This is a genomic window from Thalassospira sp. (assembly GCF_002709775.1).
Taxonomy (GTDB): domain Bacteria; phylum Pseudomonadota; class Alphaproteobacteria; order Rhodospirillales; family Thalassospiraceae; genus Thalassospira.
In genome coordinates this window covers 1-24,251 of record NZ_PAQR01000035.1, presented here as the reverse complement: position 1 = coordinate 24,251, position 24,251 = coordinate 1, and the positions used below count along the sequence as shown (strand labels likewise).

Sequence of the window (24,251 nt, the reverse complement as noted above, 5' to 3'; positions counted from 1 at the left end):
GCCATTATTCCGACGCGTTACATAACAATCAAATAAACAATTTCGAAACTTGCATATCAAAATTGATATACTAAAATCGCGCCATACGGGAGGACCCCAGATGGCCAAAACATCACCGCAACAACCGCTCAGCTCCGCGAAATCCCTGCTTTTCCGGTCGGGGAACCTGTTTCAGCGTGGCTTGAAACTCAGTCACCTGCGCATGATTGTCGCGATGGAAGAAACCGGTCAGATCAGCCTGGCGGCCGAAATGTTGAAAACATCACAACCGGCTGCATCGCGTTTGCTATCTGAAATGGAATCGATTCTTGAAGCCCGGCTGTGCGTGCGAAGTCCGCGCGGAATCGAAATGACCAATGCCGGGCGGGCCCTTGCCAGGCGGGCGCGCAGCATGCTGATTGAAATCCGCGAAGCCGAACGCGAGATCGAGGATATCAAACATGGTGGCGGCACGGTCTTTGTCGGCGCGGTGACGGCGGCCGCAGTTGATCTGGTGGTGCCCGCGATCCGCAGCGTTCAGGCGGTCAATTCCCTGCTTGAAGCCCATGTCGGGGTCGGGCCGTCGCATTTGCTGATCAAGGATTTGCTGGCCGGTGACCATGACTTTGTCATTGGCCGCGTGCCAGAGGACATGGACCCGCGCCTGTTTAACATCCGCGAAATCAGGAGTGAGAAAATCCGCCTGATGGTCCGCACCGGCCATCCGCTGCTGGAGGGCAACAAGCCAATCACGCTGGCACGGCTAGCACAGTTTGAATGGATCCTGCCACCCCCGGGCAACCTGATGCGCCGCACGATCGAGGATGTGTTTATTTCGCGTCACCTGCCCTTGCCGCATTCAAGCTTGAACTCGGCATCCCTGCTGGTGACGCTGGCGACCTTGGCCGATACCAACGCCATCGCCCCGATGGCGGAGGAAGTCACAACCCTTCTGACCAGTGGCGGGCTGATTACCGAACTGCCATTTGATAGCGCGATTGAAATCAAACCCTATAGCCTGATTACCGCGCGCGGCCATCGGCTTTCGCCATCGGCACAGCTGGTCTCGGACCATATCCTTGCCCGCATCGAAAAACCGCAGGGTTAGGCTAAGGCGTCTGGAGCTTTAACAATGCAATTGTTTGCACTGTTGTTTGCGCTGTGCGCCGCCCGAAAACTGGCGTAAGCTTCTGAGACAAAACAAGACATGTTGTGACCAAAGGTAAAGCATGCCCATAGGCGTTCGATATCTCAGTACCCTGATTGTCGCTTGTGCGCCCTTGCTGGCGACCAGTGCGCTTGGCACTGAAAGCAATGACAACCTGAACGATTTGTCAGAGCCAGACGGGCATACGACCTTTGCCGTTATGGACATGCGGGCGACAACCGCATGGGCGATCAATCATTTCGAATGGCTTGAGCCCGATGAAGAGGCGCTTGAAACCCTTGTCTTCACGGCGGGCAAAGGTCCGATGCGACTTGATTTCGTCATGGACAATATCGTCCCGCCCTATTGCGAACTGCGCCCCGATCCCGAAACATGCGATTATCCGGGCATCCCGGTCAGCTGGATGGAAGATGTCCCGCAGACCATCTGCATGGAGATCCCGCTGGTCGTGAAAGCGCGGCACAAGGATGTGCTGAGCAAGGCCGACCAATTATGCCTGCAACCTGAAACCAACCTTCTGTTTCCCATTGACTGGGTTGGCGGCAACAGCTGGCCACAGGTTCATCTGCATCAGACCGTGACACCGGGCAAAATCCGCTTTGACGGCAGCACGGCGATCATTGACCTTGCCATCACCGATGCCATCACCACCCGCCTTGCCGTCCTGTCGGAACAGGGCTATGGCCCGGCCCGGATTGGCATGAGCGATACTGAGCTGCGCAAGGTGATCGGCCCGCGGCTTGATGCCTTTATTGCCGGCGCTGATGAAAGCTGCACCTATCTTCAGCGCGAGCTTGATCCGTTCGGGCTGGGTTACATGATCCTTGATGGCAGCCTTGCACGTGTTTCGCTTTATGGCGATGAACATGACGTCGCCACCAGCATGGTGCGCACGCCAAACGGTCTTTCAATCGGCTCGACCCGTGATGACGTTTATGCCGCCTTTAGCGGTCAGAAATTGATCGAGGAAGAGCACGAATATCTTGGCCCGACCGGGAAATACATTACCTGGTGGCAGGATGACGCCCAAACGCGCGGCATCCGGTTCGAGATTGATGAAAACGGCACCGTCATTGCCATTCATGCCGGAACGGATGCGATCACCTTGATCGAAGGCTGCGCTTAAACACGCGCCCGGCACCCTTACCCACCCGCACCTTTTCTTTGCCGTTGACTTGCCAGACCAAGCCGGTAAAAAGCCGGTCTTGCGCTAACGGCGCAATACCCAAAACCAACAACAATATTGCCATCCCCTTGCCGCAAAGCCCGACCAGAACGGCGTGCTTGCGGAGACACGAACACGAATGCAAACACCAATAACGTCCAACCTTGTTGTCCTGACCGGCGGTCCCGGTACGGGCAAGACCACATTGATCAATCATCTTGATGACCGGGGCTTTGACACCAGCCCCGAGGTGGCGCGTGCCATCATCGAAGAACAGATTGAACGTGGCGGCACCGCCCTGCCTTGGGATGATAATGATGCCTATGCCGGTCTGATGTATCGCCGATCCATTCGCGCCTGGCAGGACAGCATTCAAAACCATCCGCGCACGGTTTTCTGTGATCGCGGCCTGCCCGATACGCTTGCCCATCGACGGCTTAGCGGCCTTCCGGAAAACCCTGATCTGATGCGTGCGATCAAGACTTATCGCTATCACCGGGTGGCATTTGTCCTGCCGCCCTGGTCGGAAATCTACAAAACCGATGCTGCGCGAACACAAAGCTTTTCCGAGGCCGTCAGAACATATGTCGTGCTGTGCCGGACCTATCATGAATGCGGCTATGAACTCGTCGAAATTCGCAAAGGCCCGGTCGAACAGCGCGCTGCCCAGATCCTTGCCCGCCTCAAACTCTAAGAAACAGCCCCATGATGACGTCGAACCACCCCACATCCCGATTTGCCAAACGTGCCCTCATGGCATGCACGGCAGCCGTGACAATGCTTGCAAGCCTTCCGGCGGTTGCTGCCTGCTATGACTGGCCGCTGCGTGAATATCGTGGCAATTATGCCTATGACGGCGACACCATCTATGTCGCCATTCCGGGCCTGCCCGAAGAAATCGCCAATATGTCGGTGCGCGTACGCGGGGTCGATACGCCCGAAGTGCGCGGCAAATGCGAAAGCGAAAAGCAACTCGCCCAAAGGGCCCGCGACTATGCCCGCCAACGCCTGAAGGCCGCGACATCCGTGCAATTCTGCGAACCGGAATGGGGCCGATATGGCGGGCGTGTGGTGGCGTCGGTCAGGATTGATGGCAGCCCGCTTGATCTTGAGCTGATCGCGAACGGCCTTGCCCGCCCCTATGATGGCAAAACCAAACGACGCCCCTGGTGTCAGGGGTAATCAACGACACATGCCAAACTCACTTCAACGTGAAGCTACTGGACAAGTGCGATAATCCGACCATCTTTGGGAACAAAGAACCACCGGCCCGAAAATCAAAAAGGCCCCAAAAGGCCCAGAAAGGCGAAGTGACGAAATATGAGCAAGTATCACAAAGATCCCGATGCCATCCGCGACCTGTCGCCCGAACAGTATCATGTGACCCAGGAAAGCGGCACCGAACCGCCGTTTCGCAATGATTTCTGGGATCACAAGGAAGACGGGCTTTATGTTGATATTGTCTCGGGCGAGCCGCTTTTTACATCGCGCGACAAGTTCGACAGCGGCTGCGGCTGGCCAAGCTTTGTAAAGCCGGTTCAGTCCGAACATATCGTCGCCAAAGAAGACAACACGCACGGCATGCGCCGGATCGAAGTCCGTTCCAAACACGGTGACAGCCATCTGGGCCATGTCTTCCCCGATGGCCCACAGGATCGCGGCGGTTTGCGTTACTGCATCAATTCCGCATCACTCCGCTTCGTCCCGATTGAGGATCTGGATGCCGAGGGGTATGGCGATTATCGCCACCTGTTCGATTAATCAGACAAAAAAGACCGGCGCGAAGCCGATCTTTTTATTTGTGTGATGATTAAAATTCACACTCAAAAATCACGATCAAAATTCACCGGGCGCACACTGCAAACAGGTCAGGCCCATATCACGCCATTTATCGACAACGCGCCTGCGGTCATCGACAACCAGCCACGGATTGAAACCATCCTCGATGATCTTGGCCAGCAGGTCTTCCTTGACCTCTTCATCGGTGCGGTGATCGGCATCTTCCGGGCGCAGATACATGCCATCAAACGGGATATCATGGGCACGCAGCCAGGCTTCTGATCGGTGCTGCCAACCCGCCGGGCGGCCTGAACAGATCAGGATCGCATGGCCCGAGGCATGCAGAATGCGCAGCAGACGTTCGATATTTTCAATCGGCTTGGCGTGGTCCATGGCGTCAAAGAACGCATCCCACTGTTTTTCCACACCATGAACCAGATGCCCCAAAGCATCGGCATCAAAATGCGCCAGCGTGCCATCCATATCAAATACCACAGCGTCCCTGGCAGCATCACGCGCATCACGGGCTTTGGGTTCAGTCACGCAGAAATCTCCTTAATCAAATTCTCGGTCAAATTTTCATAGTCCCAACCATCCCTGGTCGGGCGAAACAGGATCGGGGTGGCGTTGGGCACGCGCGGGCCATCGGCCTCAAACCCGGTCATGTAAAGAATGCAGCGCGCCACCCCGGAATGGGCAACGATCACTGTCAGCTCATCGCTAACCTGGGCCAAGGCCTGTTGCATGGCAAAGGACACGCGCTGGCACATGGCATCGAAGCCTTCGCCGTTTGGCGGGGTGTCAAAGCGCGGGCAAAGCTCTGCAATCGGGCGACCTTCCAGATCGCCCCAATGACGTTCGCGCAGACCATCCAGCACCTTGGCATCATAGTCGGGCAGCACCAGATTTGCTGTCGTCCGTGCCCGGTCCTGCGGGCTGACATAAACCGCCCGCCATTTTGCCATCGCCATAAGCGGCGCAATCGCAACCGCCTGTGCCCGCCCGGTATCATTCAGTGGCGGCTCGTTTGATCCGGCAATGATACCCGCCCGGTTGGCATCGGTTTCCCCGTGCCGGATGAAAACAAACGGCAGGCTGGGAAAATCGAACTTTTCAGCGGCATAGATCATGACCGGACATCACCCTTTTCAAACAACGCATGCATTACAAATAGAACCGATCCGCAAGCTGTAGCCGCCCGTCAAACCCGTCGACAAGTCCAAAATCCTCTGGCCGGCTGGTGAAAAGCGGCACGACCTGCATGGCATGGCACTGATTGGCAAGGTCGATCACGTGGCTTGCCAACGGATGGACGTTCCAGCGCCTGAAATGCGCATGGCCCTTTTCGACCATCTTGCGGGCCTCGATCGGCATGAAGCCGGTAAAGATCACATGCGCGCTTGATCCCATCCGACCGGCATCCTGCCATTGATCAATCAGTTCACGCGCCTTGCCAAACGTCGCGCATGGCGCATGACATAACAACAACCGTGCATCGGGATTGAAATGCTTTGCCTTTTCCTTAAGCGCGCGCAACTGGCGGATGGCATCGCCCGCGACGTAATCCGATCCATGGGCATCAAGCACCTGCTTGACCTGGCCATAGCATCGATCATCCATTGACCAGTCGGTCAGGCCATGGCGTTCAAACAAAAGCGCCATTTCCGCCGCCCGGCCACTTGGCGGGACGGGAAACAGGATTTGCCCATCAAGCTTGGTCATGGTGGTGAGCAAGGCATCAATACGGACCTGCTGGGTCAGTTGTTCCATGCCATAGGACGCATCAAGCAACACGGTCGCAGCATCCGGCGGCGCGTCATAAAGGAAGTAATCCGATTCCTGGCAAAAATCGCCGGAATAGAGCACCCCGCCACCCAGTTCGAAATGGAGCCACACCCCGCCAAAGGAATGCCCGGTGCGCCCGGTCGTGACCGTGACGCCATCAACCTGAATTTCCCCAAACGGCGGCAAGGGCACGACATTCGCCCCCTTGGGAAGCGAGCGCGCGGTGACTTCGGTGCAATAGATCGGCAAACCGGCATCGACGATTTCGCCCGCCGCACCGATATGGTCGATATGGTCGTGGGTAATGAAAACAGCGTTAACTTTATTGAGCCACGCCGGATCAAACCCCTGATCGCTTTCCGGACCGACACCGCAATCAAGCAGCCAGCGCCGGTTAAAGAATTCCAGTCGCAAACAGGCCGGGCCTTTTTCACCAAGTCCCGAAAGAACACGCATACGGGCTGACATCAGGCGGCCTCACCTGCCATGCGGTCAAACACCCAGCCGTCCGATATTTTCAATCCGACCTGCTCGCCAATCCGGGCGCGGCGGTTGGCATAGACCGGAACCGTATGATCCGCACCAATCCGGACCGACAGGCGGAACCGCCCACCAAGATAGACACAATCGTCGACCTGACCGCGCAAGGGCGCTTCATCAGCAACCCAGACGTCTTCGGGCCGCAGACACAGGCCCGCATTGGCATTGGTGATACCATCGGCCAGTTTCGGGCAGATGCGGGCGGTAATGTTGCTGTCGCCCAGCTGGACGGAGCAGTTTCCGTCACTTCCGACCGTAACACCTTGTACCGGCAATACCGCCCCTGCCCCGACAAAGCCCGCCACCATCAGATCGGCGGGTTCACGATAGAGCGTTTCGGGGGCAGCCATCTGGCGAATATGGCCCTTATCCATCACCGCAATCCGGTCGGCCATCGCCATCGCTTCGGACTGATCATGGGTGACGTAAATCATCGTCGCGCCGGTGCGGCGATGGAAATCCAGAAACGCCTGCTGCATGGTTTCACGCAGGTGTACATCAAGGTTCGCCAGCGGCTCATCAAGCAACACCGCACGCGGCTCCATAACAAGGCAGCGTGCCAGGGCAACACGCTGACGCTGCCCACCGGAAAGCTCGGACGGGCTGCGATCGGCATAGGGGCCAAGGGCGACGATATCGAGGGCCTCGGCAATCTTGCGATCCTGATCAGCCCGGTTTAGCCCGCGCACCTCAAGCGGATAGCCGACATTGCGCGCAACCGACATATGCGGCCAAAGGGCATAGGACTGAAACACGATGCCGAGATTGCGGTCTTCGGGGCTGATCATGATCCCGTTTTCCGGGCTTGCCATGATCTGACCGCCCAGTGAAATCTGACCGTGATCGGGTTCTTCGAACCCGGCAAGCAACCGCAAAAGCGTCGTCTTGCCGCAACCCGAAGGGCCCAGAAGGGCAACGAATTCACCATCGGCAATATCAAGCGAGACCTGATTGACGGCCCGATAATCGCCAAAGCATTTGGTAATGCGCGAAAGATTTATGTCTGCCACGGTACAACTCCTTTGGGCAAACGGCGCGCGGCAAGCTGAAAACAGCTCATCAGCGCGATCACCACAAGAACGACCAGAACCGCCACGGCCGAGGCCAGAACGGTGTCGCCACTGTCATCAAGATTGAAAATCAAAACGCCCAACGTCTCGTTCCCGGCCGACCACAAAAGGGCCGAAACGGTGAGCTCGTTAAAGGCGGTCAGGAAAACCAGAAGCGCCCCTGCAGCCGCCGAGGGGGCTGCCAGCGGCAGCAAAATATCGCGCAAACGCCGCGAAAGCCCGGCGCCACAGGCCTGGGCGGCCTCTTCAAGGGCCGGGTCAAGTTGGGTAAAGCTGTTCATTACCGGGCGTAGCGCAATCACAAGGAAACGCGCCAAGTACGCGACAAAAATGATCGCAAGCGTCCCATAAAGGCTGACATCAATCAGCGGAATGCGGATGAACAACAAGATGCAGGCAATCGCCAGAACCACGCCGGGAAGCGCATAGGGCACCTCGACCAGGAGGTTGATCAGCTTGGTCAGGTTGGATGGACGGCGGACCATCACATAAGCCAGCGGCAAGCACATCAGAACAAGCGTCACCGCCGCCCCGATAGACAACACAAAGCTGTTCTGGAATGCGCGAATGGTGGAGGGCTGCACGAACATGACCTCACGGAATGCCTCGAACGTGGCGTTGGCGGAGGTCAGCTTGACGCCAAAGGCCGGAACCAGTGCGGTTGTAAACAGGGCCAGAAGCGGAATGACGAGAATGGCAACCAAAACCGCCCAAAGCGCTGTTTCAATCACGCTTCGGCGCGCACCGAGTTTGACATCAAGCGGCCGCCCAACCATGCCCATCAGGCGATAGTCACGTTTGGACAGCAAGCGGTGATGAAGTGCCACACCGCAAATCGCAATTGCCCCGATCAGCATGGCAAGCACGGAAACCTCGCCCAGAACCGACGGACCAAATCCGGCAAGCTTTTGATAAATCAATGTCGGCAGGGTCTGATAGCCAGCTGGGATTCCAAGCATCGCGGGAATGCCAAAATTGCCAAGGGCGGTAACAAACGCCATGGCTGTGCCGGCAATCAGGCCCGGGCTCGTCAGCGGCAAAATGATCTGCCACCACAACCGCCCACCACGTGCACCGGCCAGACGGGCGGCTTCGATCTGTTCACGCGGCAACATGCGCAAGTTGGCGCGAAGCGTCAGAAACACGATGGAGGCATGCTGAATACCCAGCAAAAGGGCAATGCCTTCTGCGGAATAAAGCGGTTGGGGGGATCCCATTGGCGGGGCCATGCCAATGGCGTTTAAAAGCGCACTGCTGGGTCCGGTCAATTGCACCCAGCTAAGGGCTGTGATCTGTGGCGGGATCATCATCGGGATCATGAAACAGAACACGAGTGCGGCTTTGGCGCGTATGTCGGTCAATGCCACCAAAAACGCAAAGGCACCGCCAATCAGAAGGGAAATAATCGTTCCCAGACCCGCCGTATAAAGACTGTTTGCCGTGGCCCGCCAGGTTGATGAACTGCCCAGCACGTCACGAAAATAATCAAACGAAGGCACACCGCCAACCATCACGCCCTCAAAACCAAGGCGCAGGATCGGCAAAATCGAAATAATAAATACCGGCACCACCAACCAGATGAGCAACCGGTCCGAAGACCGGTTGCCATTTGGTTTGGCGATTATGCCAGGCAGAACGCCGCGAAGGCGACCTGTAGCCTGCATTATTCAGCCCCGAAGATGTCTGCGAATTTTTCTTTGTTGGCTTCGGCCTGTTCCAGCGCGATGGCCGGATTGAAGTCCATCAGCTTGATGTCGCTGCGTGCCGGGAAACCAGCCGGAAGATCCATGCCGTTACGTGCCGGGATGTAGCCCATATCAAGAACCAGTTCCTGACCAGCTTCGGACAGAACGAAGTCAACGAACTTGTGCGCGGCATCAACGTTCTTGGCGTCTTTCATGATCGCGACCGGCTCGGTCACGTAGGTGACACCTTCTTCCGGGAAGACGAAATCAACCGGCGATCCATCGGCCTTGCCACGAATTGCAAGGAAGTCGACAACAACGCCATAAGGCTTTTCACCCGATGCAACGGCCTTGAAGGTACCACCATTGCCACCCTTGGCACGGGCTTCGTTGGCAGCCAGGGCCTGATAGTAATCCCAGCCAAGATCCTTGTTCTCGGTCAGGGTGGACAGGTGAATAAGGGCCGCACCGGAATAAAGCGGGCTTGGCATTGCGATTTGGTTTTTCACCGCCGGATCAGCAAGGTCTTTCCACGATTTCGGGGCCTTGACGGCGGTGTTGTAAACGATGCCGCTCGTGATCAGCTTGGTTGAATAGTAATAGCCTTCACCGTCATAAAGACCGTCTTCATAGGCACTTGCTTCGCCAGACTTGTAAGCCTGCAGCTGACCTTCCTGCTTGAGACCTTCAAGCGTTACGGTATCGGCAATCAGAAGAACGTCCGGGCGCGGGTCGCCAGCAGCGATTTCGGCACGCAACTTGGCCATGATTTTGGTGGTGCCATCACGGACCCACTCAACTTCAACATCCGGATTGGCAGCCATGAAGGCATCAACAGTGGTCTGGGCATCCTTGTTCGGCTGGCTGGTATAAAGAACCAGCTTTTCAGCAGCCTGACCCACAACCGGCAGCATCATCGCGGCAGAGGCAACCGCAGCAAGAAGAACGTTACGCATGATCGGCATCCCTTGAGGTTTCGTTCGAAAATGTTTCGATCCGGAAGCTATCGGGATTTCGATTTCAGTTGTGTGACAACACCAAGAATTAAATGTTTCAACATGAAAACCGGGCTATGCAGCGGTGTTTCGGCTTGTCTATACTCCGACTACAAGCGAAATAACTACTTTCGAACGAAAGAGAAGCCGTGTCCAACACCCCTGATCCAGTGCCCCTTGATCGCCGACGCGACCGCATCGTTGCCCTTGTCAAATCGACCGGCTTCATGGCGGTCGAGGAACTGGCACGCCGATTTAATGTCTCGGTCCAGACCATCCGCACCGATCTGCGCGACCTGCATGAACAGGGCCGCGTGTTTCGCCGTCACGGTCTTGCCGGCCCGGCACCCGATCCGGATAACTCGGCCTATGAAAAACGTGAAGACTGGAACCGCACGGGCAAAATGGCGATCGCCGCCAAGGTGGCCGACCTGATCCCGGAGGGCTGCACGATTGCGATTGGCACCGGCACCACCGCCGAACTCGCCGCCCAGCATCTGGCATCGCATCGCAACTTAACGGTTCTCACAAACAATCTGCATGTGGTGATGGCGCTGCAAAATGCGCCCAATGTCACGCTCCGCCTTGCCGGTGGCACCGTGCGCACCCGCGATCTTGATATCATTGGCGCAGACAGTGCGGACTTTTTCGGCAGCATGCGCGCCGATTTCGGGATTGTCAGTGTTGGCGGCATGAGCGACGAAGGGGATTTGCTTGACTTCAACATGGATGAAGTCCGCGCAAGGCGCGCGCTCGTCTCGTGCTGCGATCACGCCATCCTGATGATCGACGAGAAGAAGGTCGGCCGCAAAGCACTCTGCCGTGATGGTCACGCCAGCGATTTTCAGACCGTGTTGCTGAATGCCGCGCCGGGGGATGCCCTGCAACGCGCGCTGGTCAAGGCACGTAGTCAGATTGTTGTCGTGTCGTAATCAGCAGGCGAGTGTCGCTTCTTCGCTGATGGTCAGATCGCCTTCGACATGCAGGGTATGGTTCGGCGCGACCGCCTTCCAGCTGTCGCTTTCGGCATCAAGCGGTTCGGAAACGACGATCACGTGGTCGTCGCGTTTACGCCAGTAAAGTGATGGCGGCTTGTCGTCGCTGGCGTGGCGGATGGCGCAGATGCTTTTGCCATTTGACAGACAGGCGGTGAAACGGAACGGCGATGTCGCGCCGCGCTGCTTCATTTCATTTTCGACAACCTCGATCGTACGGCGGATGGCTCGGTGCGGGTCTTCGCGCAGGCCCAAGGTCAGCATCAGGCAAAAGATCAGCTCGCTGTCGGTGGAGCCCTGCCGGCCTTCGTAAAACTCATCCTCAATCATCATTTCAAGCGATCGGCGCACCAGCGGGTAATCGCCAATCTGGCCGTTATGCATGAACAGATACTGGCCATGGGAAAACGGGTGGCAGTTGGTGCGGCTGGTGTGGGTCCCGGTGGAGGCACGCACATGGGCAAAGAAAAGGCCCGAGCGGATATGATGGGCGAGCGAGCGCAGGTTCGGGTCATTCCAGGCCGGCAGGATTTCGCGATACAGCCCCGGTGTCGGGCGTTCGTCATACCAGCCAAGGCCAAAGCCGTCACCATTGGTCGGTGTTTTGGCCTGTTCGGCATGCAGGCTTTGCTCGACCAGCGAATGGCGCGGTTCAAAGACCAGCTTTTCCAGATAAACCGGATCCCCGATATAGCTTAGCCAACGACACATGATTTGCCCCCGCACATGAATTTTGGTCGATTTTGAACAATTTTGATCGGGCACATCTAAGCCGGATAATTACAGCATGGTCAATGTGATATTGTGCGTCCGAGCCCTGATTTCAGGGCATGGCTGAAAGTCCGGCATTTGTTGGCAAAAAGAACAACAAACCTCTTGCCAAGGGCGGTGATTGTCCGTATTTTCCGCGCCACAAAATGAATCGTGCTGGTGTAGCTCAGCTGGTAGAGCGGCGCATTCGTAATGCGTAGGTCGTAGGTTCAAATCCTATCACCAGCACCATTTTGATTAACAAACCCCCGCCGGGTCAGCCCCGGCGGGGTTTTGTGTTTCAGGTCACGTTGCACGGCGCAATACCAGCGATTTCCCGGTCATTTGGGCGCAAAACTTTTCACATCGCGCTCGCCGCCTCGTCTTTTTGCAAGGAACGTAAAACTTCTTGCAGATCAGGGGCAGCTTTGTGCAGAGCCCTTTTGAGTGCTGCAAGGCACCATTGGGGAGTGCAGGCATGACCGATAGTGACGCGCCCAAACCAGCCAAACCATCTGGCAAATCCGTGACCGATCCAGACAGCAATGCAACACCCGGACAAACCCCGTCCGAGGCCGGTCCGGCAGAAGCCGAAAACAATCTGAAAGAGCCAAGCGAAAATCCCGACGCCGGCAGTGCAGAGCAGGCCGCCATCGATATGATGGCAGCCCTGTGTCGTGACCTTGGCCTGCCGGGTTTCCCGCCAGATCAAGGCGGGGGTCAGAGCCCCCAACCCCAACCGATGGAAACGGCATTCCAGATTATTCAGCGCTATCTGCTGGATGGGGATGGCAATGGTTCGACACATGCGCCCCAGGTCATGATGCCAAGCTATGTTGCAGCGTCTGAAACCTCCGAGCCCTGGCACAGCACCGGGGATCACGGCGAACCGTCGCCCGCAAGTGCGGCAGATGCCAATGCGCAGTGGGGTGTGACCACCACCCATACTGACGGCAGCGTGACCGACATGAAGGGTCCGGTGATCGCCGATGATATGTTCAGAACGGCGATGCCATCGCTTGAAGGCAAGTCCGATACCACGGATGGCACGCCGGACTGGGCGATCAGGATGAAACAGGACTATCCGCTGTCCCCGACCCGGACCAGCGCGCAAACGGCGATTGCCGCACGCATGCAGGCAACGGACATTCCGGCGTCGCTTCGCAAATGGTCCCTGCATGTCGGGGCATTGCCCGATGCGCAGTCGGAACTGTCCGTCACCGTACCGACCTCGGTCCCTTCGCAATTGCGCGCGCTGTTGTTTGATAGTGCGACAAGTGATGGCGGCGCACCGCTGATGTCGGAAGTGCCTATTTATGGCGGGGAGGCCCATGCCCTTCATCTGGAACAAAACGTTGGCACCGTCACCAGCGAAACGACACCTGATCTGGCGAAAGTCTGTCTGATCCTTGGCAATCATGCGCCGGTGCCAATCCATCTGGAATATACCGGCAGCCTGCCCAGCCCGATTGTGGCCGGCAGTGTCGTGGTCGGTCCCAATAGCAGCATTCCGTTCTGGGTGCAGATCACCCCGCCCAGCGAAGGCAAAAAGGGTGCAGGTCTGGTTGTTCTGGTCCGTTATGAGGCCGAGGCGAGCTTTGATGTCACCGCCCAGCTTTTGACCGCGGCGCGCACCAGCACCCCGACTGCGATCCTGACGTGTAGCAGCCAAACCGATCATTCGGCCTGCCGTGCGGCAAGCATGATCTCCGATAGCCGCGGGCGGCTTGAAACCAGCCTGACCGGCCTGCCCAATGACCCCGATCCACAGGATCTGAAGAAATACGGCTTCATTCAGCCCGCCTTCATGCTGGAAGCAAACCCGACACCGTCAAAACCGTCAACACCATCGCCTGCGGCAAAATCCGATAGCGGATCCACTGGCGACAGTGACGACACAAACAGCACGACCAGCGCGCAACCCAAGCCCCCCGTGACCAAGTCGCCAACCTGCAGCACCAAGGGCAAAACCGGCAATGCGGGAGGGGCTGGCAGCAGCAAGGGAGGCACCTGATGTCCGGACAGGCACAGAACGATATCGCCACGGCAAGCGGCCGCAAGGATGCAGTCAGAAAGGCGTTCAATCAGGAATATCTGGCAACCCAACAGGCCATGTCACAGGCCGCCGAACGGGCCCGCGCGCAGGTTCTTGATCAGAAACAGACCATTGCCGGTCACGCCGAAAACGTCAAAGCGGGCACCCAGGCCCCGCAGCCGCCCATCGGCGCACCCGCTGCCGGGCAGGCGAGCGCGCCACCGGCACCAGGTCCACAACAAGGGGCACCGCATATGGCATCCGATCCGAACCCGCATGACGGTCAGCAGGTCATGTTCGAGATCGCAAACGAGATCCGCAAAATCATCGCACAAGAGATTGATTTGCGTATGCAGGCCCTGTCGGAAAAGGTCGAAACAGCCCTTGCCGAAGCCTTTCCACCGCGCACGGCCGATAAAGACCAGCCTTCTGAAAGCAGCACCCCGGACGGGCCAAAATCCGTACCGGGCAAGAAGGGCTGATGTAACAAAACAGCGGGATTAAACCCGCAACGTCCAAGATAACAACAAGCGCATCAAAGCGCGATCAAGCGTCCCAACCCGACTCTCAGCCCGTTTCGCGACGGCTGCGCCGTTGCGCATGAAATTACAACTATAGGATGTATTGAAACTTTTATTCACACTTTCTTTGCGGCCGCGTCATAATGATTACCGCGAAACTTAATCAGCCTATGGTTGCATTCAATCAACCGGAGGGGTCCATAGTGCAGAATGAAAAGAACAGTCCGCAGGATGAGGCAACCCTGACAGAAGCCGAGATCAGCTTTGCAAAAAGTCTTGAACAAAGCCTTTCTCTGGCGTTGGGCGACGATGACAAGGTGACCTCGATCTGGTCACGGCTCAAACCGGAACAACGTGCACGCATCGCCGAGGATTATCTGGCAAAGCTTGCCGAAACCGACGCGCAAGAAGAGCAAGAAGTACCGGATGACCCGGATTGCGATCCAAGCACTGCAGCCGGTCCGACAAACGGACCGCTTGATGCGCGCTCGATCATGCAATCAATGGCAGCCGCATCAACACATGCGCAATCGCAAGCGTCGACTTGCACCGCCAAACAACCTGCCAATACCGGTCACCCCCCCTATAGCCCACCGCCCGGTTATCCTTCTGACTTCAATCCGCTGGCAGGCTTTCCCGGTCTTGAACCATCACGCAGCGGCCCAAGCCCCGAAGACATCATTGCCGGTGCCCTTGGGTCCCCAGGCACCACACCAACCGACCCGCTTGATATCCTGCGTGGTCTTGTGCCCGGCGCGGATAGCCCGGCCCTGCGACAGCCGGTTCCCCAAGCACCCGTTACCCCGCAAACACCATCTACACCCGTCGACAGTCACGCGCCATCGGCACAAACCACACCGCAAAGCCAACCGCAGGAAAATGCGGATCTGGGTCCGGCCGCACCAAATTTCTGGCCGCTGTGGATCGATCAGCAGGACACGCTTTTGAAACAATGCCTGAAACTGATGTCGGGCAATATGGATGACGCGCAAGACGCATTGTCCGAAGCGATGGTCAAGGCATCAACCAAGTTCGAAGATTCCATGGATGAAATCCGCAACCATCGCGCCTGGCTGTCACGCATTGTCCATAATGCCTGCATTGATTTGCACCGTCAGAACCGCCGCAAGGCAGAGTACCGCGAAGAAACCCATGGTGCGGCAGATACACCGGCCTCCCCCATCACCGCCCCGGTGACACCAAGTCCCGAGGAATCCTATCTTGCCGGTGAAAAGCTTGATCAGCTTGAAACAGCGCTTCTGGCGATGCAGGAAAAACTGCGCAAACCGCTTTTGATGCGCTGTGTTCAGGACCGCACCTATGACGAGATAGCAAGCGCCCTTGGGCTTAGCAATTGCGCCGTGCGCAAGCGGGTTCAGCTCGCACGCGAACATCTGAGAGCATCGGGCATTCAATAAGCCCGATGTGGGATGAAAAAAATAATCACCGCACCAAAAAGACGCGTCACAACAGCAAACACCCAGCGTCGATAGACTGAAAACGGGACGGCGAAACCCCGACAGAAGCACGATAGAAACACAACAGCAAGCAGCACACCGCAAAGCGTAACGAAGGAGAGTTTACAATGGCGATTCCGACCCCGGTAAACGGTCAGATCACTGATGCTGTCACCCAGGCTAACGTGAAAGTTCTGGGCGACGCCCCGGCAATGGCAATGGGCTCGATCTTCCAGTCCCTCGCACATTCCACCGGCATTCTTTATGAAAATGCTGTCAGCGCACAGCAGCAGATCGGCATCACTTCGCAGGCCGCCACCAATCAGGGCGTCATCCAGATCTATTCGGTCGACACGATGGCAGACTCTGTTGCGACCTCCAAGATTGCCAAAAGCGACGTTCCCGACAACATGCTGTCGCTTCTTACCGCCCTTCAGGCAACCAAGGGCTGATTCCCAAAAAATCTTTGGCCCGAACGGCCAGTTACCAATCGGGCGGTCGCATCCATCTGCGACCGCCCGATTTCTATTCGGCAGGCTTGTTTTTCCGCACGTCAAGTTTCGCGCAGCGCGTCATCACAGAAGCCCGACTTCCCCGTCAAATCTTTGGACGCACTAGATGCGGAAGGCGGACGGCCTGACCAAGGTCATCGTTTTCCTTCTGCGAATTTCCCAAGCAATCAGGAGATAAACAGTGGCTGATAACACTCCGCTCAATGGTCAGATCACCGATGCCGTTACCCAGGCGAACGTGAAGGTTCTCGGTGACGCGCCGGCAATGGCGATGGGCTCGATCTTCCAGTCCCTCGCCCATTCGACCGGCATTCTTTATGAAAACGCCGTCAGCGCACAACAGCAAGTCGGCGTCACCTCGCAGGCGGCCACCAATCAGGGCGTCATCCAGATCTATTCCGTCGATACGATGGCTGGTGCCGCCGGAACCGCCAAGATCGCCAAAAGCGACGTTCCCGACAATATGCTCTCGCTGCTCACGACGCTTCGGGCGACGGCGGGCTAATTACAGACACGCCCAAGACACATGTCCTTTGGTCTGGCGGTCAAGTTCCAATCAGGCGGTCGTGTGGATTTGCGACCGCCTGTTTTTGGTTTGGCGATACCGGTTCCCAAGATCCAAGTTTTTGCCCGGCCCGCGTCACAACCCCCAAAGCCCTCCGTCAAAAGTCTGACCGCAGGACATGCGGAAAGGGCCGGTTGCGAGCATCGCTTTCCTACCGGTACTTCTTTAGGCAATCAGGAGATACACAATGGCTGATAACACTCCGGTCAATGGTATGATTACCGACGCTGTCACCCAGGCCAATGTCGAGGTCATGGGTGATGCGCCGGCAATGGCCATGGGCTCGCTTTACCAGTCGCTGGCGCACTCGCATGGCATTCTCTACGAGAACGCTGTCAGCGCTCAGCATCAGGTGGGCATTTCCTCGCAGGCGGCCACCAATCAGGGCGTCATCCAGGTCTACTCTGTCAACACCATGGCAGGGGCTGTTGCGACCTCGAAGCTCGCCGCCAGCGACGTTCCCGACAATATGCTTTCGCTGTTGTCGGCTCTCAAGGCAACGACCGGTACGGCCGTGTCTTAACATCCAAGATGGTTTCGCCGCCAATCCCGCCCGGCATGCATGCGCTTGCCGGGCTTTTTCTTTCACAACTTTCACCGCCCGGCGTCATTTCGGTACGCACCCATTTTGCCAGCCCCATCCCTTCAGACCAAGGAGACGGACATGCCATCGGCACCACCTGCGCAAGACGGCAAGAAATCCCAGCACAGCCACGCCGATCACAGCGATGATCTGCACCAGTGCGAGGTTTCCGACCAGATCACCGACAGTGTCGCACAGACCAATGTCGCCACCATGGGCGCTGGCCCCGGCTATGCCGCTCTGCAATCCATGCTGGGACAGGCGCAATCGCAGAACATCCTGATGGCGAACATGGTCTCGGCCCAGAAGCAAAATGCCATGATCGGCATGACGACCATGACCCAAAGCATTCTGCAAATGATGAAACGCCGTAGTTAATAAGGATCACCCCGATGAGCAATCCGAACGAAGTCGACGAACAGATCACCGACAGCGTCACCCAGACCAACACATCGGTCATTGCCAATGGCCCGGCGATGGGGGCGATGCAGTCCTATCTGTCACAGGCCCAGGCACAGGGCATCCTGTTTGCCAACATGGTCAATGAACAGCAGCAACAGGCGGTCGCAAGCCTCGCAACCACCATGGAATGCGCCAAGGCGACCCTGTCCGTTCAGGAAGCCAAACCAAATTTTTTTACTATGGCCAGCCCGGCCAATTCGCCGGCCAAGAAACCGGACGTGAACAACAACCCGACCTGAATGCGGGCGCATCCCAGCAAGGTCAGAACAAGACAGGGGGCGAAGGATCTGGCGACGACGGCGAGACAGCGGAACCTTGGTATAAAAACATGGATCCACGGTTCTTTGGCCCGGCCAGACTTCCGCCAGAGCCCGACACCAACAAGGGTGAGACAAGCAGTGAGGTCAAAGGATGAGTGATATCGTCAACCCACAAGTCACCGATGCCGTCACCCAGACCAACGTCAAGGTGCTGGGCGAAAGCCCCGCCCAGGCGGTTTCCATGGCCCTGCAGTCGCATTCCCATGCCACGGGCCTTGCGATGGAAAACGCCACCCTGACACAGGGCAACATGCAACAGGTCGTCAACACATCGACATCAAAGCTTGTTGCCCTGATCACCGCCCAGGCGGGCTGATGGCCCGGCAAATTTGATCACAATCGCGTCCGTGCGACGTCTAGAGATGTGCGGTCAGAAAGATCGCTTTTTCGGAGGATAACATGGCAATTCCAACCCCGGTGAACGGTCAGATTACCGACTCTGTCACCCAGAGTGCGGTCAGTGTTCTCGGCTCCGCCCCGGCAAACGCGATGGGCGCGATCTATCAAAGTGCAGCCCATTCGACATCGATCCTTTTCCAGAACGCCGTGCAGGCACAGCAGCAGGCATCGATGTGTTCACAGGCCGCAACCAATCAGGGCGTGATGCAGCTTTATTCCGTCAACACGATGGCGGGCGCACAGGCCACCGCCAAGCTCGGACGGTCGGATACCAGTGATACGCTTTTGACACTACTCGTAATTTTGGCAGCAACCCGCCGCTAGGCACCTGACCCGGTCGGTCTTTAAGACCGGCAATGGTCACAAACGTGAGGGCGTGAAATGGCAGACAACACCCCTGTAAATTCACAAATCACCGACGCGGTGACCCAGAACAACGTCAAGGTTCTGGGTGAGGCGCCGGCACAGGCCATGGGCCTTGTGTATCAGACGATGGCCCATTCCATCAGTCTGTCAATGCAAAACGCCATGCAGACCCAAGGCGGCCTGCAGCAGATCGGCAATGCCGTCACGTCCAGCGCGTGCCGCATGATCCTCGACAGTTCGGGCGGCGGCATGGGTGGTGGTAAAGGTGGCGGCGAGTCAACCTAACGCCCAACCACATACCACCAAACCCGGCACTTGATCCAATTTGATATTTCGACCAGTCATAAACGAGGTCTCCGATGGCAGACGAAGACAACAAAACAAACGAAGATCCCGAAGCTGAAGGCAGTGATCAGGATGAAGCACAAGGCAGCGGCGATGCCAAGTCTGCCAGTGGTGAGGCCGGTGGAGGTGACGCATCAGGCAAGGACGCGTCCGCCAGCGAGAAAAGTGAAGACGCCAGCAGTCAGGATGATGCGAACGGCAGCCCTTCGGGCAGTGATCCCGCAGCCCCGGACAATCCACCCGGCACACCCCCGCTTAGCACCGCCCTTAACCCGCAGATCGTTCAGGCTGTCGGCACAACCAACCATGCGGTTTTGAACGGGGCCATTCCCGGTGCGAACGGTGTTGCCTATCAAAAGGTCGCCCAGGCAGCGGCCTATGCCGTGCAGGATTCAACGGACTACATGCGCAATATCATGTCGATGGCAACAGCCACGACTGGTGTCGCCATGCAGAAAATGCTCGCAGAAAACAAGCCGGACCCCTACGACAAAATCATTGAAGCAGCGACCAAGGCAGTCGCGGATGCGCAAAAAACCTTCACCAGCGTCGGCCAGGCCGCAAGTGGTGTGGTGAAGGATTTTGACAATCTGGCTTAGATCGAGCTAGCCCGCGCGCATCAGCTCGATACGGTGGCAGGCTTCCGAGAAATCAGGCGCGAACAGTTTGACACTAAGCCCGGTTCCCTGAAGCTCATAGGCGCCCATTTCCGCCGTCGGACAGGAAATGAACTGCGCGACGGTCGAGCTGACCAGAACGCGTTTGCCAAGCTGTTTGGTCAGCTGTTCGATCCGGGCGGCTTCGTTTGCCGCCTGCCCGACTACGGTAAAGTCGACACGTTCGGACACGCCGACATTGCCGTAAATCACATCCCCTACATGCATACCAAGGCCGTAGTCAAACGGCAGTTTTCCCTCGGCCTCGCGCCGGGCGTTGAGCGCATCAATGTTCAGCTGTGCCTCGGCCGCGGCATAAAGGGCTGCGTGACAGGCGGTTTCAAGATTGGTGTCATCTTCATCAATCGGGAAGATCGCAAGTGTTGCATCCCCGATATAGCGCAGAACCTGCCCGCCATGCTTAAGCACCGCACTGGCGGTGGCGCCAAAGAAATCGTTCATTTCACCAAGAAACGCATCATCACCGACATGTGTCGCGACCGAGGTCGAATTTCGCATGTCCGAGAACCAGATAACCGCACGGGTCTTGGTGCTGTCGCCAAGTTTGATCTGACCATTGCGCACACGCTGCCCGGCATCAGTCCCCAGATAGGTTTCAAGAATGGTGCGGGTTTCTTCATGGTTGATGCGCATCTTGCACGACACGGCAAAGCGGCGCTGAATGCCGGAAAGGATCGCCAGATCCTCGTCCGAGAACCCACTTGGCCGACGCGTCAGATAGGTCATGAAAATGCGGTTGCTGTTAAGCGTGCTGTCGCTATCGGTCACGAACGGCGTCATCAGCGCGTAGTAATCCGTGCCGCGTTTCTGACGGAAACTTTCAAGGATCGGGAAATCAACAACCGCGCTCGGCCCGATCAAGTGGCGGCGCATGAAGCTGACATCGTTATCGAGCATCCATTTCATCGGGCTTTCGGCCCACTCGCGGTTCTTTTCGTCACCACCCATATGGGTTGTCCGTTCAACCTGGCCATTTTCCTTGGTCCAGATATAGGAGACACCTTCGTATAGCGGATGCAGGGTCTTGAAGGCGACCATGACGCGGTCAACCGGAATGCCCGATGCGACCAGACGGCTGGCCATGCCCGACAGAAGCTCGCTGATGTCGGTATCATCAAGCGCGCATTCCATCAGCCAGTCATTGACAGAACGCACAAAGCCGCGCGCGGCCTGCGCGTTATTTGTCCCGGGAAGTGCAGTTACCACCCCCGTAGAAGACTGGTTGTTGCTCATGGGTACGCTCCGTCCGTTCCTATGCTTGATTGTTGCACCGCCGCGGGTCCAAATCCAGACCCTAAATAGAACAGCATCACAATTTAGCAATTGTTGATTTTGATTTCTTGAAATTCCACGCAACAAATGACCACCGGTCACGTAAATTGCAAGTGCTAACTGTCAAAAAACTGACGCACTTTGTCAGGAGAGTTTTCGCCCCCGCCAAGACCTGCACAAAACACCCCTATTGCGGCTGTGCCGGTGGCAAGTAAATACGCGCCAAAAGCCCGCCTTTCTGCGACTCATCAAGATAGATTTCACCGCCGTGGGCCCGAATAGCAGTCCGCGCAATGGCCATACCCAGGCCAATACCCCCGGTATCACGATTGCGTGACTCTTCAATCCTGAAGAACGGCTCAAACACCTGTTCGCGCTGCTCGACCGGGATGCCCGGACCATCGTCGGCAATTTCGATCCACAGACCGCCATCATCGGCATCACGTACCGCAACTTCGACCGTATCGCCGAAGTTCAGCGCGTTGGATACCAGATTGCCAAAGGCCCGCTTGATCGACAGCGGCCGGCATGGATAGACGCGTGTATCGACTTCACCGGTGAATGTGATCGGGCGACCGGTTTCTGCCAGATCCTCGACCGCGGATTCAACAAGGGCGGTCAGGTCGATCTTGCGGGTTTCCTCATTGGCGGTTTCTTCGCGCGCAAAGGTCATCGCCGCTTCGACCATCTGTTCCATTTCATCGAGCGTCTCGATGATGCGCGCACGGTTTTCCGGATCATCGACAAATTCCGCGCGCAGGCGAAGCGAGGTGATCGGCGTGCGCAGATCATGGGAAATGGCGGCCAGCATGCGTGTGCGGTCCTCGACAAAGCGTTTGAGGCGCGCAGTCATGCGGTTAAAGGCCTTGGTGGCCCGTCTGATTTCAGTCGGCCCGGTTTCGGGCACCGGTTCGGGATAATCGCCGCGCCCGACGCGATCGGCCGCACGGGTCAACACATCCCATGACCGCGAAATACGGCGTGCGAGGAAATAGGCAATGATTGCGATCACCAGTGTTGAAAGCAAGACACGCAAGGAACTATCGAGCACAAACCAGGGTGGCGGCATGACACCACCGATCACTGCTTCCAGCCAGACCACGGGCACGCCTGCTTTCTCCACACCGTCAGGCCCGACCGGAATGATCGGCACGGCAAGACGCATCACCGGCGCGGTATCGCAGTCAAAACGCTCCAGGTAACGCAAGGACCAGGGCGTATCACGGTCCTTACGATCATGGTGTTCATCGTCATCATGGTCATCATCATCACGTTTGTCGTCATGTCGTGACGCGTCTGACGACCTTTCTCCCAAGAGATTTTCCTTGGCATGGTGCAGCGATTTGCGCTCTGTCCAGCATTCATCTTCTGACAGGATTTCAACCCTTGCCGGGGTGCCTGTTTTCATCGAAAGGGCTTCGTTGAGACGATGGCTCAGGCCATCGGATTCTCGCCCGTCCGCAACAGGAACATCCGTTTCATCCACCAGCCGCAAACGACTTTGCGGCGACTGCGCCACACGAAGAACATCCCGCCAGGTTTCGCGGGGCGTTGTGCTCATGATCCGGGAAATCGCCGCGACCCGCATCAACGAATAGACGCGGCGCTCCGAGGTAACGGCATCCCGGCGTTCCTCGGCCAGCATCACGCCAAGAACGATATGGGTCAGGATGATCGCGCCCAGCAGCAGGCAAACCAACTGTGCGGTCAGGCTTTGGGGCCACAGGCGTTTGATCAGGCGGCGCTTGGTCATTTTTCAGCCACCTCACAGGTAAACATATAGCCCCCGCCCCAGACAGTCTTGATCAGGGCCGGGTTCTTGGCATCGATTTCGATCTTTTTGCGCAGGCGGCTGACCTGGTTATCGATGCTGCGATCAAACGGGACGGCTTCGCGCCCGCGCGTCAGATCAAGCAACTGATCACGGTTAAGCACCATGTTGGGATGCTCGACAAAGGCACAAAGAAGGCCATATTCGCCTGCACTGAGCGGCACGACCACATCACTGGCGTCACGCAATTCATGACGGGTGCGATCAAGCACCCAGCGATCAAAATGCACCTGCCCGCCTGGAAGCGGCCCCTTACGCCCGACCGGAAGACTTTGCGCGCGCCGCATCACCGCCTTGATCCGGGCGAGCAATTCGCGCGGGTTAAACGGCTTGGCCAGATAATCATCCGCCCCCATTTCAAGACCGATGATGCGATCGGTTTCCTCGCCAAGGGCGGTCAGCATCACGACAGGTACATCATAATTCTCGCGCAGCCACCGACACAGGCTTAGCCCGTCTTCTCCGGGCATCATCAGATCGAGCACAATCAGATCCGGTGCGATGTCATCATTCATCAGTTTGCGCAACTCGCGCCCGTCCGATGCCAGCGTCACGCGATATTCATGCTGGCGCAGATACCGGCCCAGCAGGTCACGGATATCACGGTGGTCATCGACAACAAGAATGTGGGGCTGGTCGCTCATATGCGGTCCTGAAATCAAAAGTCTTGGTTCAACGTAACTTAACGCGTTGGCCATCCCGGCTGAAATGGCAATTTGTATCAGATTGTCGCAAAGGGCCCATTTGGCAAATCTTGCGACCAATTTACCGGTTTTCCGGGATCATTTCGCGACAATCATAGGTGATAACGGACCTCAACACATTGATCCCCCACAAACCTGATGAGGTTGTCCATGAAACGCAAAAACACGCTTAAACTTGCCGCCGCCCTGATCGCCACCACCATGATCGCCACCCCGCTTGCTGCGACTTATGCATCGCCTGGCGAACGTGACCATGGCGGCGAGTGGTCGATTTTTGGCGGCGGTCACGGT

28 protein-coding genes and 1 tRNA gene are annotated in these 24,251 nt (G+C 57.2%); 19 read left to right on the top strand and 10 right to left on the bottom strand.

Annotated features, from left to right (window positions below):
• Positions 1–100: 100 nt before the first annotated feature.
• From CMO10_RS13305 to msrB, 5 genes are all read left to right on the top strand, one after another.
• Positions 101–1,087, top strand: coding sequence for a LysR family transcriptional regulator (locus CMO10_RS13305; RefSeq protein ID WP_297022979.1), 987 nt, complete (start codon positions 101–103; stop codon positions 1,085–1,087).
• Between the two features lie 121 nt (positions 1,088–1,208).
• On the top strand, positions 1,209–2,273 hold the full coding sequence (locus CMO10_RS13300; protein ID WP_297022976.1) for a hypothetical protein: 1,065 nt from the start codon (positions 1,209–1,211) through the stop codon (positions 2,271–2,273).
• A 178-nt stretch (positions 2,274–2,451) separates the two neighbouring features.
• On the top strand, positions 2,452–3,006 hold the full coding sequence (locus tag CMO10_RS13295) for an AAA family ATPase (protein ID WP_297022973.1): 555 nt from the start codon (positions 2,452–2,454) through the stop codon (positions 3,004–3,006).
• Between the two features lie 83 nt (positions 3,007–3,089).
• Positions 3,090–3,494, top strand: a complete 405-nt coding sequence (locus CMO10_RS13290; protein WP_297022971.1) for a thermonuclease family protein — start codon at positions 3,090–3,092, stop codon at positions 3,492–3,494.
• A gap of 138 nt (positions 3,495–3,632) precedes the next feature.
• Positions 3,633–4,073: a peptide-methionine (R)-S-oxide reductase MsrB gene (gene msrB / locus CMO10_RS13285; RefSeq protein WP_297022969.1), complete on the top strand. Its 441-nt coding sequence runs from the start codon at positions 3,633–3,635 to the stop codon at positions 4,071–4,073.
• A 75-nt stretch (positions 4,074–4,148) separates the two neighbouring features.
• Here the strand turns inward: msrB and CMO10_RS13280 are convergent, their stop codons facing one another.
• The 6 genes from CMO10_RS13280 to CMO10_RS13255 are packed head-to-tail and all read right to left on the bottom strand — an operon-like array spanning position 4,149 to position 10,127.
• On the bottom strand, positions 4,149–4,634 hold the full coding sequence (locus CMO10_RS13280; protein ID WP_297022966.1) for a phosphatase domain-containing protein: 486 nt from the start codon (positions 4,632–4,634) through the stop codon (positions 4,149–4,151).
• Positions 4,631–5,221, bottom strand: a complete 591-nt coding sequence (locus CMO10_RS13275; protein WP_297022963.1) for a histidine phosphatase family protein — start codon at positions 5,219–5,221, stop codon at positions 4,631–4,633. The genes CMO10_RS13280 and CMO10_RS13275 overlap by 4 nt, the downstream gene beginning before the upstream one ends.
• A gap of 34 nt (positions 5,222–5,255) precedes the next feature.
• Entirely contained in the window at positions 5,256–6,344 is a 1,089-nt protein-coding gene (locus tag CMO10_RS13270) for an MBL fold metallo-hydrolase (RefSeq protein ID WP_297022960.1), read from the bottom strand.
• The gene (locus CMO10_RS13265; RefSeq protein ID WP_297022958.1) at positions 6,344–7,426 is read right to left on the bottom strand and encodes an ABC transporter ATP-binding protein; all 1,083 of its coding nucleotides are present in this window, start codon (positions 7,424–7,426) and stop codon (positions 6,344–6,346) included. The genes CMO10_RS13270 and CMO10_RS13265 overlap by 1 nt, the downstream gene beginning before the upstream one ends.
• Positions 7,414–9,150: an ABC transporter permease gene (locus CMO10_RS13260; RefSeq protein ID WP_297022956.1), complete on the bottom strand. Its 1,737-nt coding sequence runs from the start codon at positions 9,148–9,150 to the stop codon at positions 7,414–7,416. The genes CMO10_RS13265 and CMO10_RS13260 overlap by 13 nt, the downstream gene beginning before the upstream one ends.
• Positions 9,150–10,127: an ABC transporter substrate-binding protein gene (locus CMO10_RS13255; protein WP_297022955.1), complete on the bottom strand. Its 978-nt coding sequence runs from the start codon at positions 10,125–10,127 to the stop codon at positions 9,150–9,152. The genes CMO10_RS13260 and CMO10_RS13255 overlap by 1 nt, the downstream gene beginning before the upstream one ends.
• 188 nt (positions 10,128–10,315) lie before the next feature.
• On the opposite strand from CMO10_RS13255, the gene CMO10_RS13250 reads away from it, so the two are divergent.
• Positions 10,316–11,098 carry a DeoR/GlpR family DNA-binding transcription regulator gene (locus CMO10_RS13250; protein WP_297022954.1) on the top strand — a complete coding sequence of 261 codons (783 nt, stop codon included), beginning with the start codon at positions 10,316–10,318 and terminating at the stop codon, positions 11,096–11,098.
• On the opposite strand, the gene CMO10_RS13245 is transcribed toward CMO10_RS13250, so the two are convergent.
• Positions 11,099–11,872, bottom strand: coding sequence for a class II glutamine amidotransferase (locus CMO10_RS13245; RefSeq protein ID WP_297022952.1), 774 nt, complete (start codon positions 11,870–11,872; stop codon positions 11,099–11,101).
• A 215-nt stretch (positions 11,873–12,087) separates the two neighbouring features.
• Here CMO10_RS13245 and CMO10_RS13240 point away from each other — a divergent pair.
• The 13 genes from CMO10_RS13240 to CMO10_RS13180 all read left to right on the top strand — a co-directional run bounded on the left by CMO10_RS13240 (position 12,088) and on the right by CMO10_RS13180 (position 20,075).
• A tRNA-Thr gene (locus tag CMO10_RS13240) sits at positions 12,088–12,163 on the top strand.
• Between the two features lie 226 nt (positions 12,164–12,389).
• Positions 12,390–13,925 (top strand): hypothetical protein, encoded by a 1,536-nt coding sequence (locus CMO10_RS13235; protein WP_297022950.1) that lies wholly within the window; start codon positions 12,390–12,392, stop codon positions 13,923–13,925.
• Positions 13,925–14,428, top strand: coding sequence for a hypothetical protein (locus tag CMO10_RS13230; protein WP_297022948.1), 504 nt, complete (start codon positions 13,925–13,927; stop codon positions 14,426–14,428). The genes CMO10_RS13235 and CMO10_RS13230 overlap by 1 nt, the downstream gene beginning before the upstream one ends.
• A 242-nt stretch (positions 14,429–14,670) precedes the next feature.
• Positions 14,671–15,885, top strand: a complete 1,215-nt coding sequence (locus tag CMO10_RS13225; protein ID WP_297022946.1) for an RNA polymerase sigma factor — start codon at positions 14,671–14,673, stop codon at positions 15,883–15,885.
• 167 nt (positions 15,886–16,052) lie between these two features.
• Complete coding sequence (locus CMO10_RS13220; protein WP_008890488.1) at positions 16,053–16,376, top strand: RebB family R body protein; 324 nt, start codon at positions 16,053–16,055, stop codon at positions 16,374–16,376.
• 241 nt (positions 16,377–16,617) lie between these two features.
• Complete coding sequence (locus CMO10_RS13215; RefSeq protein ID WP_044827381.1) at positions 16,618–16,941, top strand: RebB family R body protein; 324 nt, start codon at positions 16,618–16,620, stop codon at positions 16,939–16,941.
• Between the two features lie 247 nt (positions 16,942–17,188).
• Positions 17,189–17,524 carry a RebB family R body protein gene (locus tag CMO10_RS13210; protein WP_044827380.1) on the top strand — a complete coding sequence of 112 codons (336 nt, stop codon included), beginning with the start codon at positions 17,189–17,191 and terminating at the stop codon, positions 17,522–17,524.
• 141 nt (positions 17,525–17,665) lie between these two features.
• Positions 17,666–17,962 (top strand): RebB family R body protein, encoded by a 297-nt coding sequence (locus tag CMO10_RS13205; protein WP_044827379.1) that lies wholly within the window; start codon positions 17,666–17,668, stop codon positions 17,960–17,962.
• Between the two features lie 14 nt (positions 17,963–17,976).
• A complete protein-coding gene (locus tag CMO10_RS13200) occupies positions 17,977–18,285 on the top strand; it encodes a RebB family R body protein (protein WP_297022940.1) in 309 nt (102 codons plus the stop codon).
• Positions 18,286–18,457: 172 nt separating this feature from the next.
• Positions 18,458–18,682, top strand: coding sequence for a RebB family R body protein (locus CMO10_RS13195; RefSeq protein WP_044827377.1), 225 nt, complete (start codon positions 18,458–18,460; stop codon positions 18,680–18,682).
• Between the two features lie 83 nt (positions 18,683–18,765).
• Complete coding sequence (locus CMO10_RS13190; RefSeq protein WP_044827376.1) at positions 18,766–19,089, top strand: RebB family R body protein; 324 nt, start codon at positions 18,766–18,768, stop codon at positions 19,087–19,089.
• A 57-nt stretch (positions 19,090–19,146) separates the two neighbouring features.
• Positions 19,147–19,416, top strand: a complete 270-nt coding sequence (locus CMO10_RS13185; protein WP_297022937.1) for a RebB family R body protein — start codon at positions 19,147–19,149, stop codon at positions 19,414–19,416.
• A 74-nt stretch (positions 19,417–19,490) separates the two neighbouring features.
• Positions 19,491–20,075: a hypothetical protein gene (locus tag CMO10_RS13180; protein ID WP_297022934.1), complete on the top strand. Its 585-nt coding sequence runs from the start codon at positions 19,491–19,493 to the stop codon at positions 20,073–20,075.
• 6 nt (positions 20,076–20,081) lie between these two features.
• Here CMO10_RS13180 and CMO10_RS13175 read toward each other — a convergent pair whose 3' ends face one another.
• The 3 genes from CMO10_RS13175 to CMO10_RS13165 form a co-directional block, all read right to left on the bottom strand.
• Complete coding sequence (locus CMO10_RS13175) at positions 20,082–21,386, bottom strand: adenylate/guanylate cyclase domain-containing protein (protein WP_297022931.1); 1,305 nt, start codon at positions 21,384–21,386, stop codon at positions 20,082–20,084.
• 226 nt (positions 21,387–21,612) lie between these two features.
• Positions 21,613–23,178 (bottom strand): ATP-binding protein, encoded by a 1,566-nt coding sequence (locus CMO10_RS13170; RefSeq protein WP_297022928.1) that lies wholly within the window; start codon positions 23,176–23,178, stop codon positions 21,613–21,615.
• Positions 23,175–23,900 (bottom strand): response regulator, encoded by a 726-nt coding sequence (locus tag CMO10_RS13165; RefSeq protein ID WP_297022925.1) that lies wholly within the window; start codon positions 23,898–23,900, stop codon positions 23,175–23,177. Before CMO10_RS13165 ends, CMO10_RS13170 begins: the two co-directional genes overlap by 4 nt.
• Between the last annotated feature and the right edge of the window lie 351 nt (positions 23,901–24,251).